General features: G+C 68.1%; 12 protein-coding genes. 7 read left to right on the top strand and 5 right to left on the bottom strand.

Features of this window, described 5'->3' with window-relative positions; genetic code table 11:
• Positions 1-40: 40 nt before the first annotated feature.
• The 5 genes from ACLBWH_RS13645 to ACLBWH_RS13625 all read left to right on the top strand — a co-directional run bounded on the left by ACLBWH_RS13645 (position 41) and on the right by ACLBWH_RS13625 (position 5,573).
• Complete coding sequence (locus ACLBWH_RS13645; RefSeq protein ID WP_447799472.1) at positions 41-1,303, top strand: acyl-CoA dehydrogenase family protein; 1,263 nt, start codon at positions 41-43, stop codon at positions 1,301-1,303.
• Between the two features lie 127 nt (positions 1,304-1,430).
• Positions 1,431-2,513: a Zn-dependent alcohol dehydrogenase gene (locus ACLBWH_RS13640; protein WP_447799471.1), complete on the top strand. Its 1,083-nt coding sequence runs from the start codon at positions 1,431-1,433 to the stop codon at positions 2,511-2,513.
• Positions 2,514-2,556: 43 nt separating this feature from the next.
• Positions 2,557-3,609, top strand: coding sequence for a phosphotransferase family protein (locus ACLBWH_RS13635; protein ID WP_447799470.1), 1,053 nt, complete (start codon positions 2,557-2,559; stop codon positions 3,607-3,609).
• Between the two features lie 4 nt (positions 3,610-3,613).
• Positions 3,614-4,429: an SDR family NAD(P)-dependent oxidoreductase gene (locus tag ACLBWH_RS13630; protein WP_447799469.1), complete on the top strand. Its 816-nt coding sequence runs from the start codon at positions 3,614-3,616 to the stop codon at positions 4,427-4,429.
• A 40-nt stretch (positions 4,430-4,469) separates the two neighbouring features.
• Entirely contained in the window at positions 4,470-5,573 is a 1,104-nt protein-coding gene (locus ACLBWH_RS13625; RefSeq protein ID WP_447799468.1) for an energy transducer TonB, read from the top strand.
• On the opposite strand, the gene ACLBWH_RS13620 is transcribed toward ACLBWH_RS13625, so the two are convergent.
• The 5 genes from ACLBWH_RS13620 to ACLBWH_RS13600 all read right to left on the bottom strand — a co-directional run bounded on the left by ACLBWH_RS13620 (position 5,570) and on the right by ACLBWH_RS13600 (position 12,214).
• Positions 5,570-6,448 (bottom strand): acyl-CoA thioesterase, encoded by an 879-nt coding sequence (locus ACLBWH_RS13620; protein WP_322847778.1) that lies wholly within the window; start codon positions 6,446-6,448, stop codon positions 5,570-5,572. The two genes, ACLBWH_RS13625 and ACLBWH_RS13620, sit on opposite strands and share 4 nt — an antisense overlap.
• Positions 6,448-7,572, bottom strand: a complete 1,125-nt coding sequence (locus ACLBWH_RS13615) for an acyl-CoA dehydrogenase family protein (RefSeq protein ID WP_447799467.1) — start codon at positions 7,570-7,572, stop codon at positions 6,448-6,450. The genes ACLBWH_RS13620 and ACLBWH_RS13615 overlap by 1 nt, the downstream gene beginning before the upstream one ends.
• A gap of 97 nt (positions 7,573-7,669) precedes the next feature.
• On the bottom strand, positions 7,670-8,860 hold the full coding sequence (locus ACLBWH_RS13610) for an acyl-CoA dehydrogenase family protein (RefSeq protein WP_322847780.1): 1,191 nt from the start codon (positions 8,858-8,860) through the stop codon (positions 7,670-7,672).
• A gap of 99 nt (positions 8,861-8,959) precedes the next feature.
• Positions 8,960-10,972, bottom strand: coding sequence for a 3-hydroxyacyl-CoA dehydrogenase NAD-binding domain-containing protein (locus tag ACLBWH_RS13605; protein WP_447799466.1), 2,013 nt, complete (start codon positions 10,970-10,972; stop codon positions 8,960-8,962).
• A 21-nt stretch (positions 10,973-10,993) separates the two neighbouring features.
• Positions 10,994-12,214, bottom strand: coding sequence for a serine hydrolase domain-containing protein (locus tag ACLBWH_RS13600; RefSeq protein WP_447799465.1), 1,221 nt, complete (start codon positions 12,212-12,214; stop codon positions 10,994-10,996).
• Between the two features lie 186 nt (positions 12,215-12,400).
• Between ACLBWH_RS13600 and ACLBWH_RS13595 the strand changes: the two genes are divergently transcribed.
• Positions 12,401-14,107, top strand: coding sequence for a class I adenylate-forming enzyme family protein (locus ACLBWH_RS13595; protein WP_447799742.1), 1,707 nt, complete (start codon positions 12,401-12,403; stop codon positions 14,105-14,107).
• A 52-nt stretch (positions 14,108-14,159) separates the two neighbouring features.
• Entirely contained in the window at positions 14,160-15,395 is a 1,236-nt protein-coding gene (locus tag ACLBWH_RS13590; protein WP_322847783.1) for an AI-2E family transporter, read from the top strand.
• Positions 15,396-15,406: the final 11 nt, after the last annotated feature.

Here is a 15,406-nt window from a genome sequence, read left to right as displayed (position 1 = left end):
CGGCCTAGACCATCGCCAAAGACACGTCGGAGAGAGGCGCATGGACTTCACGCTGAGCGAACGCGAGACCTATTTCCGCGACCGGGTGCGCACCTTCATCGACCAGGAGATCCGCCCGCGCCAGGCCGAGCATGACGCACAGGCGCATGCCGGCGAACGCTGGAAGGTGATCCCGGTCATCGAAGAATGCAAGCAGAAGGCCAAGGCCGCGGGCCTGTGGAATTTCTTCATGCCGCCGAACTCGGGCCAGACGCATGTCGACGACAGTTTCGCGTTCGAGGGCACGCAGCTCAGCAATCTGGAATATGCGCTCTGCGCCGAGGAGATGGGCAGGATCGACTGGGCGTCGGAGGTGTTCAATTGCTCCGCGCCGGACACCGGCAATATGGAGGTGTTCCACCGTTACGGCACCCGCGAGCAGAAGGAACGCTGGCTCGGGCCGCTGATGCGCGGCGAGATCCGTTCCGCCTTCCTGATGACCGAACCCGCGGTCGCCTCGTCCGACGCGACCAATATCGAGACGTCGATGGTCCGTGAGGGCGACCATTACGTCATCAACGGCCGCAAATGGTGGTCGAGCGGCGTCGGCGATCCGCGCTGCAAGGTCGCGATCGTGATGGGCAAGACCGATACGACGGCCAAGCGGCACGCGCAGCAGAGCATGATCCTGGTGCCGATGGACGCGCCCGGCGTCACCATCGAACGGATGCTCAGCGTCTATGGCTACGACCACGCGCCGCACGGCCATGGCGAGGTGGTGATGAAGGACGTGCGTGTGCCGGTGGAGAACGTGCTGCTCGGCGAGGGCAGGGGGTTCGAGATCGCGCAGGGGCGGCTCGGGCCGGGGCGCATCCACCATTGCATGCGCACGATCGGCGTCGCCGAGACGGGGATCGAGGCGATGGCCAAGCGGCTGCTGTCGCGCGTCGCCTTCGGCAAGCGCATCGCCGATCAATCGGTGTGGGAACAGCGGATCGCCAAGGCGCGCATCGATATCGAGATGACGCGGCTGCTCTGCCTCAAGGCGGCGGACATGATGGACAGAGCGGGCAACAAATCGGCGCAGGTCGAGATCGCGATGATCAAGGTCGCCGCGCCCAACATGGCGTTGCAGATCCTCGACGATGCGGTGCAGGCGCATGGCGGCGGCGGCGTGTCGCAGGATTTCCACCTTGCCCATGCCTGGGCGGCGATGCGGACGCTGCGCTTCGCCGACGGCCCCGACGAGGTCCACAACCGCGCGATCGCCCGGGCCGAGTTCGGCAAATACGGGGACTATGCGGCGGAGCGGCCGGCGCGGTAACCGACCTCACCCTCACCCTTCCGACGCTTCGCGTCTCCCTCCCTCTCCCGGCGGGAGAGGGAAGAGCCGGCGGAGCCGGCGATGGGTGAGGGTGCGCGCGATCCGCTGATTGCGAAAGGAACATCCCATGAAAGCCGCCATCCTCTTCCAACCGAAAGAGCCGCTGAGCATCGAGGACGTCACCGTCGCGGCGCCCGCGGCGCACGAAGTGCTCATCCGCACCGCCGCGGTCGGCGTCTGTCGTTCCGACCTGCATTTCGTCGATGGCCTCTACCCGCACGCGCTGCCCACCATCCCCGGTCACGAGGCCGCCGGCGTGGTCGAGGCGATCGGCAGCGAGGTGCGCACGGTCAAGGTCGGCGATCACGTCGTCACCTGCCTGTCGGCCTATTGCGGCCAATGCGAATTCTGCGTCACCGGCCGCATGTCGCTGTGCGTCGACGCCGCCGTCCGCCGCCCCAGGGGCGCGCCGCCGCGGCTGATGCTCGGCGACCGGCCGGTCGCGCAGATGCTCAACCTGTCGGCCTATGCCGAACAGATGCTGATCCACGAACATGCCTGTGTCGCGATCGATCGCGACATGCCGCTCGACCGTGCCGCTTTGCTCGGCTGCGCGGTGACCACCGGCGCGGGCGCGGTGTTCAACACCACCGACGTGACGCCGGGCGAGACGGTGTGCGTCGTCGGCTGCGGCGGCATCGGCCTCGCCGCGGTCAATGCCGCGAAGATCGCCGGCGCCGCGCGGATCATCGCGCTCGATCCGGTGGCGGAAAAGCGCGCGCTCGCCGAAAAGCTCGGCGCGACGCATAGTATCGACGCCGCGTCCCCGACCGCGGCCGACGAGGTGATCGAGATCACCCGCGGCGGCGTCCATCACGCGATCGAGGCGGTCGGCCGTCCGCAGAGCGCCGCCACCGCGGTCAAGGTGCTGCGCCGCGGCGGCACCGCGACGATCCTCGGCATGCTGCCGCCGGGCGAGACGGTCGGCCTGTCGGCGATCGACCTGCTGTCCGGCAAGCGGCTGCAGGGCGGATTGATGGGGAGCAATCGTTTCCCAGTCGATATCCCGCGCCTCGTCGACTTCTACCTGCGCGGCGCGCTCGATCTCGACACGATCATCGCCGAGCGCCTGCCGCTCGACCGGATCAATCACGCCTTCGCCGAACTCCGCAAGGGCGACGCGACACGCACCGTGATCACCTTCGGGTGAGGATCATTTCCTTCACCGTCTTGGCGGCGAGGAGCCGAGCATCATGACCATCGCATCCGACACCATCCCCGTCGCCGGCAAGGATCGCCTCGACGAGGCCAGTCTCACCGCCTGGATGGAGGCGAATGTCGCCGGCTTCACCGGCCCGCTGACCTACGCCAAATTCGCCGGCGGCCAGTCCAACCCGACCTATCGGATCGACAGCCCGTCGGGCGCCTACGTCCTGCGCCGCAAGCCGTTCGGCGTGCTGCTCCCATCCGCACATGCGGTCGACCGCGAATATCGGCTGATCGCCGGCCTCCACCCCACCGGCTTTCCGGTCGCCAGGCCTTATGGCCTGTGCACCGACGAGAGCGTGATCGGTGCGATGTTCTACGTCATGGCGCTGGTCGAGGGCCGCAACCTGTGGGACGGCACGCTGCCCGATTACGCCCCGGCCGAGCGCACCGGCCTCTACAACGCGATGGTCGATACGCTCGCCGACCTGCACACGACCGATCACGTCGCCGCCGGCCTCGGCGATTACGGCAAGCCCGGCAATTATTTCGCGCGGCAGGTCGAACGCTGGACGAAGCAATATCGCGCCAGCGAGACCGAGCCGATGCCAGAGGTCGAACGCCTCATCGCCTTCCTGCCGCGCACCGTTCCCGAGCAGACGCGCACGTCGATCGTCCACGGCGACTATCGTATCGACAATATGATCTTCCATGCCACCGAGCCGCGGGTCGTCGCAGTCCTCGACTGGGAGCTGTCGACACTCGGCGATCCGCTCGCCGATTTCTCCTATTTCCTGATGAGCTGGGTGACCGAGCCCGAGGGGCGATCGGGCGTTAAGGGGCAGACCGGGCCGGAGACGGGCATCCCGACGATCGAGGAGATGGTGCAGCGTTATTGCGCGCGCACCGGGCGCGACGGCGTGCCCGACCTCAATTGGTATTTCGCCTACAACCTCTTCCGCCTGACCGGCATCGTCCAGGGCATCAAGAAGCGGATCGTCGACGGCACCGCGTCGAGCGCGCAGGCGGAGCGATCGGCGGCGCAGGTCCATCGCCTCGCCGCGGCGAGCTGGCATTTCGCGCAAGCCGCAGGAGCCTGACGCCATGACCCGCTTCACCGACCGATCGATCATCGTCACCGGCGCGGGCAGCGGCATCGGTCGCGCCGCGGCCCTGCTCTTCGCCGCGGAGGGCGGCCGCGTCATCGTCGCCGATCGCACCGAAGGCGCCGACGAGACCGCCTCGCAGATCGCCGCCGCCGGCGGCACCGCGCATGCGATCCGCATCGACGCGGGCGACGAGGCCGACGTGATCCGCACGATCGCGCTCGCCCGCGACGCGTTCGGGGGGCTCGACGTGATGTTCGCCAATGCCGGCATCTCGGGCGGCATGGCCAATCTCTTCGACACCGACGTCGCGCTGATCACCGAGGTGCTGCGCGTCAATCTGATCGGTCCCTTCCTCGCGATCAAACATGCCGCGCCCCTCATCGCCGAACGGGCCAAAGAGACGGGGCGAAGCGGCGCGATCGTGCTCACCGCCAGCGTCGCCGGCATCCGCTCCGGCGCGGGCTCGCCGGCGTATTCGGCATCCAAGGCCGGCGTCATCAACCTCGCCGCGGTCGCCGCGCAGCAGCTTTCCGGCAGCAACGTCCGCGTCAACGCGCTGTGCCCCGGCCTCACCGAGACGGGGATGACGCAGCCGGTGTTCGATTATGCCCGCGACGCGGGCAAGGCGGATCGCATCGGTCGCCTCAATCCGTTGCGTCGCGGCGCGCAGCCGGAGGAACTGGCCAAGGTCGCGCTGTTCCTCGCCTCCGACGACGCCAGCTACGTCAACGGCCAGGCGATCGCGGTCGACGGCGGCCTGTCGTCGAGCCATCCGGTGACGCGGCAGGAGTATGGAAAGACCGCGGTATGAGTGACTTGCAGCCGTAACGATAGCGGATCAGGATGCCGGCATGCTCGCAATCGCCACGACGTTCGTACTCGCTGCCGCCGCCCCCGGTGATCTGGCCCCGCTGCCCCTGCCGCCGGGGGGACAGTCGCTGATAAGCTGGGTGATGAGCCCGGCGCTGTGCCGGGGAGCGAACGACGGCGTGGCGGCGGAGCGCATCGTCCGCCCGCCCGACCCGCAGCGATCGCTGGGCTGGCTCTCCGCCGCCGCATCGCGGCCCGTGACGCTCGATTTCCGGATCGACGCGACCGGGCGGCCACTGTCGATCACGCGGACCACGCCGGGCTATGTGCCGTTTGCGGAGGACGTGGTGCCCGCCTTTGCCGCCAGCCGGTTCACGCCGGGACGCGAGCGCCGTCGCTGCACCGTGACGTTCAGCGCGCGGGGCGAACCGGTTGCCGACGCGCCGGTAGCCGATCTGATCGCCTATACTTTGGTGCCCGGCGCGACGCCGCCACGTGCGGTGTGGGACCGGATACGCCCGGCGGGATCGACCTGTGTCGATCCGGCGCCAGAGGTGCTGTTGCGTGCCTTCCCGCCGTTCAAGGCACTGCCCGATCAGCCCGGCTACCGCAGTTGGGCGATGGTCGGTTACGATCTCGATCGCGCCGGCAAGCCGGTCCGTCAACATCTCGTCGCGGGCAGCGGCGCGCCCGCATTGGACCGCGCCGCGCTGCGCGCGGTCGGCGCCTCGCGCTTCGAACGGGGCGTGCGGACGGGATGCTTTTTCCCATATTGGAAGGCGCCGGCGACGCTCCCCATGCCCGAGGCACCGATGGAGGACCGCGTCCGGCCCGTCGATGCGACCTGTCCCAGAGAACACGATTATGATCGCAAGCCGCAGCTATCCTATCCCACGGCCTACAACCGGCGCAGCATCGAGGGCTGGGCCATCATCGCCTTCGACGCCGCCTCCTGGGGGCAGACCGGCAATATCCGGGTGATCGCCGCCGAGCCGTCCGCCGATTTCGGCGATGCCGCCACGGCGATGATCCGCAACGTCACCTTCAGGCCCTCGCCGCATGGCTATACCGGCTGTATCGAGCGCGTTCTCTACCGCATTCACCAGCCCGGCATGCCCCCCGCGGCCGACATCGCGCCGGATTAACCCGCCCGCCGGCGGATCAGCCCCTCCTGCGCGGTGCTCGCGACCAGCCGGCCGTCCTGCGTGAAGATGCTCCCCCGGTTCATCCCGCGGGCGTGGCCCGCCCAGGGGCTGTCGGTGGTGTAGAGCAGCCATTCGTCGGCGCGGAACGGTTCGTGGATCCACAGCGCATGGTCGAGGCTGGCGGTCTGCATCTCGGGCATCAGCCAGTTGACGCCGTGCGGCATCATCGAGGTCGCGAGCAGCGCCATGTCGGACGCGTAGGCGAGCGCGGCGCGATGCACCGCCGGATCGTCGCCGATCCCCGCCGCGGTGCGGAACCAGGCGGCGTTGTTCGGCGCGCGCTTCTCCGGCGCGAACCAGCTGCGCGGATAGAGCGGTCGCATCTCGATCGCATTCTGCCGCCGGGTGAAGAAGTCGCGGTATTTCTCGGGTACCTGATGCGCGATCGCGAGGCGCAGCTCGCGTTCCGACTTGAGCGTCTCGGGACCCGGCACGTCGGGCATCGCATCCTGGTGGTGCAGCCCCTCTTCCGCCGTCTGGAACGAGGCGGCGAGGTTGAGGATCGGCTGGCCCTTCTGCACCGCCACGACGCGCCGCGTCGCGAAGCTGCGCCCGTCGAAGTCGCGCATCACCTGGAAGATGATCGGGAAGTTCTCGTCGCCCGGACGCATGAAATAGGCGTGGAGCGAATGCGCGTCCTTGCCCGCGACCGAGCGCTGCGCTGCCTGCAACGCCTGCGCGATCACCTGCCCGCCGAACACCCGGCCGCGCCCGCCGGGCTGGCGCGAACCGCGGTACAGATCGGTATCGATCTCCTCGACGTCGAGCAGCGTGACGAGCATCGCCGCCAGCTCTTCCGGCGTGCGCTCGCCCATCAATAGCCTGCCGCTTTCGCCAGCCGGTCGGCGTGGAAGCCGACGTCGCCGAACATCTCGGCGAGCACCCGCGCGCGCTTCATGTAGAAGCCGATGTCATATTCGTCGGTCATGCCGATGCCGCCGTGCATCTGGATCCCCTCCTGCACGCTGAGCGTCGTCGCCATGCCGGTCATCGCCTTGGCGATCGATACCGCGGCGTCCGCCTCGGCGCCGGTGTCGAGCAATTGCTGCGCCTTGAGCACCGCGGCGCGCGCCACCTCCATCTCGGCATAGAGATGCGCGGCGCGATGCTGCAACGCCTGGAAGCTGCCGATCGCGACGCCGAACTGCTTGCGCTCCTTGAGATAGCCGACGGTCATGTCCATCGCGCCGCCGCCGACGCCGAGCAGTTCCGCCGCCGCGCCGGTCCGCCCCGCGCGCAGCAACCGGCCGAGCGGGTCGCGACCGCCATCGACCTCGCCGATCACCGCATCGGCATCGACCTCGACGCCCTCGAACGCGATCCGCGCGGCGAGGCTCGAATCCGCCAGCCGTTCGGGCGTCGCGGTGAGGTTGGCGGCGTCCTTCGGTACCGCGAACAGCGTGACGCCCTCGGCATCGTCGGGCGATCCCGCGGTGCGCGCCGCGACGATCAGCAGATCGGCGACATGACCATGGGTGACGAACTGCTTGGCGCCGGTCAGGCGGAAGCCGTTGCCGGAGCGTTCCGCGGTCATCGCGATCCGGTCGCGGTGCTTGGCGCCCTCGTCGATAGCCAGCGCCGCCACCGTCTCGCCGGCGACGATGCCGGGGAACCAGCGCTCGGCCTGCGCCGAACCCTTCAGCGCCTCGACCGCCGCGACCGCGGTGGCGAGGAAGGGGGAGGGGGACAGGTTGCGCCCGATCTCCTCCAGCACCACGCCCGCCTCGACATGGCCAAGGCCGAGGCCGCCCTGATCCTCGGGGATCAGCACGCCGTTGAGCCCCATCTCAGCGAACTGCTTCCACAGGTCGCGGCTGAAACCGGTCGGGTCGTTGCCGTCGCGCAAGGACCGCAAATGCCCGACGGGGGCGTGTTCGGCGATGAAGTCCTTCGCGGTATCGCGGAGCATCGTCTGTTCGTCGTTGAGGTAGAGGGGCATCGGGAAACTTTCGTGTTCCAGCGGAAGCCGGAACCCAGGGTTCCCAGCGTTCCGCTCTGTGGCTTTGGGCTCCTGCCTGCGCAGGAGCACAAGGGGATCAGGCGCCGGGCAGCTCCAGGATCCGCTTGGCGATGATGTTGAGCTGGATCTCGCTCGTCCCGCCCTCGATCGAATTGGCCTTGGTGCGCAGCCAGGCGCGCGGCATCGCGCCGGTACGCGAACGCTCGCTTTCCCATTCCAGCGCATCCGAGCCGCCCGAGGCCATCATCAATTCGTAGCGATCCTTGTTCAGCTCGGTGCCGACATATTTCATCATGCTCGGCTGCGCCGGATGCGCACGCCCCGCCTTCAGCTCGTCGATGAACCGTTCGGACATCGCCGCGAATGCCTTTGCCCGCACCTCGAACAAAGCGATCTGCGTGCGCAGCACCGGATCGGCGAGCCGCCCGTCATGATCGAGCCCGATCGTCGCGATCGCGCCCTCGACCAACGGATTGCGCCCGCCGGTCGCCAGCCCCATCCCCGAGATCATCTCGCGCTCGTGGCCGAGCAGATATTTGGCGACGTCCCAGCCCTTGTTCTCGTCGTGGATGCGGTTCGCCTTGGGCACCTTCACGTCGTCCATGAAGGTCTCGCAGAAGGGCGAATAGCCGCTGATCAGCAGGATCGGCTTGGTCGACACGCCGGGCGAGGCCATGTCGAACAGCACGAAGCTGATCCCGCCCTGTTTCGATGCCTTGCTGGTCCGCACCAGGCAGAAGATCCAGTCGGCCTTGTCGGCGTAGCTGGTCCACACCTTCTGGCCGTTGACGATATAATGGTCGCCCGCATCCTCGGCGCTGGCGGCGAGGCCGGCGAGGTCGGAGCCGGCATTGGGTTCGGAATAGCCCTGGCACCAGCGGATCTCGCCGCGGGCGATCTTGGGCAGATGCTCGAGCTTCTGCTCTTCGGTGCCATATTTGAGCAGTGCCGGCCCGAGCATCGAGATGCCGAACGAATTGAGCGGATTGCGCGCGCGGATCGCCGCCATCTCCTCGCGCAGGATCTTGGTCTGCGCCGCCGATAGCCCACCGCCGCCATAGGCCTTGGGCCAGTCGGGTACGGTCCAGCCGCGCGCCGCCATCCGGTCGAGCCAGTCCTTTTGCGCCGGGGACGACGGTTTGAAATTGCGCCCGCCCCAGCAGACGTCGGTATCGGCGCGGACCGGCTCGCGCATCTCGGGCGGGCAATTCTCCGCCAGCCAGGCGCGGGTTTCGGCGCGGAAGGTATCGAGGTCGGTGTCGGTCATGTCGAGATTCCCTTTTCGTCACCCCGGCTTGCGGCGGGGTCCCGCTTCGCGCGGGCAAGAGTTGGCGGGACCCCGGCTTAGGACCGGGGTGACGGACTGTTACTTGATGCTGCCGCTCTTCAGGCTCCTGGCGACCGGGAAGCCGTGCTTCTCCAGTCCGGCGACGACCTTGTCATAGCCCTCGGTCTTCGCCCAGAACATCGGCCCGCCGCGATAGACCGGCCAGCCGTAACCGTAGATCCACACGACATCGATGTCGGACCCGCGCTGCGCCATCCCCTCTTCGAGGATCAGCGCGCCCTCGTTGACCATCGTGTAGAGCGTGCGCTCGATGATCTCCTCGTCGGTGACGTCATGCTGCGGCGTGTCGGTCTTCGCCCGCCATTCGTCGATGATCTCGGCGACGCGGGACGAGGGGGTGGGGTTCCGCTTCTCGTCGTAATCGTAGAAGCCCGCCTGTTTCTTCTGCCCCCAGCGCCCCTCGGCGGCGAGCGCGTCGCGGATATTCTCGATCCGACCGGGATCGCGGTGCCAGCCGATATCGACGCCGGCCAAGTCGGCCATTTGGAAGGGGCCCATGGGCATGCCGAATGCGACGTGGACGCGGTCGATCTGCTCCGGCGTTGCGCCTTCGAGCAGCAATTTGTTCGCTTCGACCTGGCGCGGCATCAGCATGCGGTTGCCGATGAAGCCATAGGTGACCCCGGCGACCACCGCGACCTTCCTGATCCTCTTGGCGAGGTCCATGACCGTCGCGAGCACGTCGGGCGCGGTCCTGGCGCCGCGCACGACCTCGAGCAGCTTCATGACGTTGGCCGGCGAGAAGAAGTGCATGCCGACGACGTCCTGCGGCCGCGCCGTGCAGGCGGCGATCTCGTCGATATCGAGATAGGAGGTGTTGGAGGCGAGGATCGCGCCGGGCTTGGCGATGCCGTCGAGCCGGGTGAAGATCTCCTGCTTCACCTCCATATTCTCATAGACCGCCTCGATGATGAGATCGCACTCGCCCAGCGCGTCAAAGTCGAGCGTCGGGGTGAGCGCGGCCATCGCCGCCTCGACCTGTTCGGGCTTCATCCGCCCCTTGGCGGCGGTCGCCTCGTAGTTGCGGCGGATCGTCGCGGTACCGCGGTCGAGTGCCTCCTGCTGCATTTCGACGATCGTCACGGGAATGCCGGCCGACAGGAAGTTCATCGAGATGCCGCCGCCCATCGTGCCGGCACCGATCACGCCGACGCGGCTGATCGGCCGCCGCGGCGTCTCGGCGGGGACGTCGTCGATCCTGGCGGCCTGCCGTTCGGCGAAGAAGATGTGGCGCTGCGCGGCGGACTGGTTGCCCATCATCAGCCGCATGAATTCCTGCCGCTCGAAGGCGATGCCCTCGGCAAACGGCATTTCGGTCGCCTTGACGACGCAGGCGATATTGGCGGCGGGGGCGTCGAAGCCGCGGAAGCGGCGGGCATTCTCCTTCTGGAACGCGGCGACCGCCTCGGGATCGGGCTTCGCCTCGCGCTCGGACGCGCGCGGGATCGGGCGCTTGGCCTTGACCTCGCGCGCGAAGGCGATCGCATCGGCCTCCAGACTGTCCTCACCGACGATCCGGTCGATCAGCCCAGCCGCCTGCGCCGTCTTCGCCGGCATCGGATCGCCCTTGGCGGTCAGTTCGAGCGCGACGCGCACCCCGGCGATCCGCGGCAGCCGCTGCGTGCCGCCCGCGCCGGGGAGCAGGCCGAGCTTCACCTCGGGCGTACCGATCTTCGCCGACGGCACCGCGACGCGATAATGACAGCCCAGCGCCACCTCGCAGCCGCCGCCGAGCGCGGTGCCGTGGATCGCCGCGACCACCGGCTTGGTCGAAGCCTCGATCATGTCGACCACGGCGGGCAGGCCGGGCTCGACCATCGGCTTGCCGAATTCGGTGATATCGGCGCCGGCGAAGAAGGTGCGGCCATTGCAACGGATCACCATCGCCTCGACCGTCGCATCGGCGACGCCTTCCTTGATCGCCGCCTCGAGGCCCTGCCGCACCGCGGCGCCGAGCGCGTTGACCGGCGGATTGTCGGATATGATGACGAGCACCTCGCCATGGCGTTCGGTGCGGATCGGTGAAGTCATGGAACGGTCCTTCGCTAATCGTCAGTTGAGCGCGGCGTAGATCATCGTCTTCAGCTCGCGGCGGATCGGATAGAGGCTCGACGGCGTGAACTGCGTCATGAACACCATGTGCAATCGCTCGACGGGATCGATGAAGAAGGCAGTCGAGAACATGCCGCCCCAATAATATTCGCCGCGCGAACCGGGCATCATCGTCTTCGCCACGTCCTGCGTCACCGCGAAGCCCAGGCCGAAGCCGGTGCCGGCATTCTGCGTTTCGCTGAACAGCGACCGCGACAGGCCGGCGAGGTCCTGGCCGCCGGGCAGATGGTTCATCGTCATCAGTTCGAGCGTCTTGCGCCCGACGATGCGCACGCCGTCCAGCGTCCCGCCATTCTCGCACATCCGGCAGAAACGATGATAGTCGAACGCGCTCGACACCAGCCCGCCGCCGCCCGACAGCAGTCGCGGCGGCCGGCTCCACGCACTCGCCGCGCCGCGGTCGTAGATCACGCGCTGGCCATCCGCATCGAGCGCATGGCAATCGGTCAGCCGGTCGATCTTGTCCGCGGGCACCTGGAAGAAGGTGTCGTGCATGCCGAGCGGCGCGAAGATGCGCGTCGCGAAAAACTCGTCGAGCCGCTGCCCCGACACCCGTTCGACCACCGCGCCGAGCACGTCGGTGGCGACCGAATAATTCCACCCCTCGCCGGGCGAGAATTCGAGCGGCAGCCTGGCCAGTGCGGCAACGAAGCCGTCGAGATCGAGATCGCCATGCCAGCGCTCGATTTTCAGCGCGCGATAGGCGGCATCGATGTTGGAGCGGTTCTGGAATCCGTAGGTGAGGCCGGCGGTGTGGCGCAGCAGGTCGAGCATCCGCATCGGCGCGTTCGTCGGCCGGGTGGCGAACGGCACGCCGCCACCGCCGCTATGATAGATACCGACGCCCTCGAATTCGGAAAGCACGTGATGGACCGGTGTATCGACGGCGACCAGCCCCGCCTCGACCAGCATCATGAACGCGATCGAGGTGATCGGCTTGGTCATCGAGGCGATGCGGAACAGCGAGCCTTCGTCCACCGGCGCGCCGCCGTCGCGGGCCGGCCCCTGATGCGAGAAATGGACGATCTCGCCGTCGCGCGCGATCAGCAATTGCGCGTGCGGCAGCAGCCCGGTGTCGAGATAGCGCGCCTTCACAAAGGCATCGACCGCCGCGAGCCGCTCGGGTGCGAAGCCGTGGCTGGGCGGGACCGTCTCTGTCATCTCTCTGCCATACCCCGGTTTCTAACTTTGACTCCATATCGCCTTGAGCGATGCCGGAATCAACAGTAACCTTTCATCGAAACGCAAAGGTCGCTTGCCGGTGGCAGCGATCGTGGAAAGGACGCTCCCTTGGCTAACGATCCGCTCGTCGCTCCCGTCGTGCCGCTGCCCGCCTGCTGGCCGGCGATGGCGATGCCGCAGGTGCGGGCGCTGCTCACCGCGCCGGGTGCGCGCTTCGAGATGGAGGAGGTGACGATCGGCGGCGTGCCGACGCGGGTGTGGAAGAACGCGCCACCGACGATGCGCCATCTGATCGAGGCGAGTCGCGCGCATGGCGAGCGATTGTTCGTGATCCACGAGGACGAGCGGATCAGCTACGACGCCAATCATCGCGCCGTCGCGGCGCTGGCGGCCCGACTGCTCGAATTGGGCGTCGGCCGCGGCGACCGCGTCGCGCTGGCGATGCGCAACCTGCCCGAATGGCCCGTCGCCTTCTTCGCGGCGGCATCGATCGGCGCGATCGTCGTGCCGCTCAACGCGTGGTGGACGGGCGCCGAGCTGACCTATGGCCTGCGCGATTCCGGCGCGTGCGTGCTGATCGTCGACGGCGAGCGCCATGCCCGGCTCGCGGCGCTGTACGGCGACCTGCCGGGGCTGCACCATGTCATCGTCGCCCGCGCGACGACGCCGCTCGGTGCCGCGATCGGGCTGGAGACGCTGATCGGCACGCCGCACGACTGGGCGATGCTGCCCGACGCCGACCTGCCCGCCGCCGCCGCGCTCGCGCCCGACGACGAGGCGACGATCTTCTACACCAGCGGCACCACCGGCGCGCCCAAGGGGGCGATCGGCACCCATCGCAACTTCATGACCAACGTGATGTCGAGCGGCTATGCCGCGGCGCGCGCCTGCCTGCGCCGCGGCGAGACGCCGCCCGAACCGACGCCGCGGGTCTCGCTGACCGTGATCCCGCTGTTCCACGTCACCGGCTGTTCGGCGGGGATGATGGGGACGATCGCGAGCGGATCGGCGATGGTGCTGCTGCGCAAATGGGACACGATCCGCGCGCTGGAGATCATCGAGCGCGAGAAGGTCAACATGACCGGCGGCGTGCCGACGATCGCGTGGCAATTGCTCGAACACCCCGACCGTGCCCGCTACGACCTGTCGTCGCTCGATTCGATCGCCTACGGCGGCGCGCCCTCGGCGCCCGAGCTGGTCCGCCGCATCCATGCCGAATTCGGCGCGCTGCCCGGCAACGGCTGGGGCATGACCGAGACGACCGCGACGGTGACCTCGCTGAGCGGCGAGGACTATCTCGCCCGCCCGGACAGCGCCGGCGCGCCGGTCGCCGCGGCCGATATCGAGGTTCGCGCCGAGGACGGCGTCACCGTCCTGCCGCCGGACACGTTGGGCGAACTGTGGGCGCGCGGGCCGATGGTGGTGAAGGGCTATTGGAACCGCCCCGACGAGAGCGCCGCGACCTTCGTCGACGGCTGGGTGCGCACGGGCGACATCGCCCGCATCGATCCGGAGGGGTTCCTGTTCATCGCCGACCGCGCCAAGGACATCATCATCAGGGGCGGCGAGAACATCTATTCGATCGAGGTCGAGAACGTCCTCTACGCGCATCCCTCGGTCACCGACGCCGCGCTGGTCGGCATCCCGCACCGCACGCTCGGCGAGGAGCCCGCAGCGATCGTCCACCTGTGCCCCGGCTGCACCGCGAGCGAGGCGGAGTTGCAGGCCTTCGTCCGCGACCGGCTCGCCGGGTTCAAGGTGCCGGTCGCGATCCGCTTCCTGCCCGAGCCGCTGCCGCGCAATGCCAACGGCAAGATCCTCAAGACGACGCTCAAGGACCTGTTCGCCGACCGGGTGGCTGCCGCTGCCTGACGGCGCGCAAGAAGCAGGATGGCGGCGACCGAAAATGCGCTAGAGCAGTCGGATGGCCGACGCTTCCAATCCCGTTCCGAGTCCGATCACGCCCGAGGAACAGGTGGCACTCGGCGCGCCCCTGATGCCGAATTCGCGGAGCGAGATCGGGCGGATCGCGCAGCGTCGCGACCGGCTGCTCGCCGCGCTGACGCTGATCGCCGGCATCGGCCTGACGCTCGGCATTCCGTTCGCGCTGAAATCGGGCGCCGAATTCTTCATGCCGCTGACCATCGCATTGGTCATCGCGATCGCGCTGGTGCCGGTGCTCGAATGGCTCGAACGGCGGCGCATCCCGTCGGCGATCGCGGCGCTGTTCTGCGTCCTCGTCTTCCTCATCATCGTCAACGTCGTGATCGCCGCGATCGTCGTGCCCGCGACCGACTTCTTCCAGCTGCTGCCCAGCCGGATCAGCCGCATCCAGCACAATCTGTCGCCGTTGCTCGACCTTTATTCGACGCTGGAGAAGTCGGTGAACAAGATGTTCCGGCAGATCGCCTCCACGCCGGTGCGCCAGCCGCAGACCGCCGCGGTGGCGCCGCCCAGCTCGATCCTCGAACTCGCCGCCACCTCGGCGCCGACGGTGATCGTCCAGTTCTTCTTCGGCATCCTGATCGTCTTCTTCTTCCTGTCCGGCTGGACCGGCATGCGCAAGAAGACGATCACCGGCCGCACCAGCTTCGACGGCGCGATGGCGACCGCGCGGGTGATCCAGGACGTCGTCGACGACGTCTCGGCCTATCTCGGCACGATCACGCTGATCAACCTGACGCTCGGCGGCGTCGTCGCCGGCGCGCTCTATTTCATCGGCATGCCCTCGCCGTTGATGTGGGGCGGGATCGTCGCATTGCTCAACTACATCCCCTATTTCGGGCCGATCATCGCCGCCTTCCTGCTCGCGATCGGCGGGATGATGACCTTCACCGACATCTGGGTGGCGATGCTGCCGCCGGCGGTGATGATCGGCTGCCATTTCCTCGAAGCCAATGCGATCACGCCGCTGATCGTCGGCCACCGGCTGACGATCAGCCCGCTGATGATCCTCGTCTCGATCAGCTTCTGGGGCTGGGTGTGGGGGACGGCGGGGGCGCTGCTCGCGGTGCCGCTGCTGATCATCATCCAGACCGTGCTCGGCGCGGCGGGCAAGCCCGACATCGCCGGCTTCCTGTTCGAACACGGCACGCTGGTGCAGCAGGAGCGCGCCCGGCGGAAGCGCAACGAGGACGACAGCGACGCGGCGCGCGAATAGGCAATTGACAC

Source organism: Sphingomonas sp. M6A6_1c (assembly GCF_053345135.1).
The sequence above is the reverse complement of the archived record's forward strand: the minus strand, read 5'-3'. Positions and strand labels throughout refer to the sequence as shown.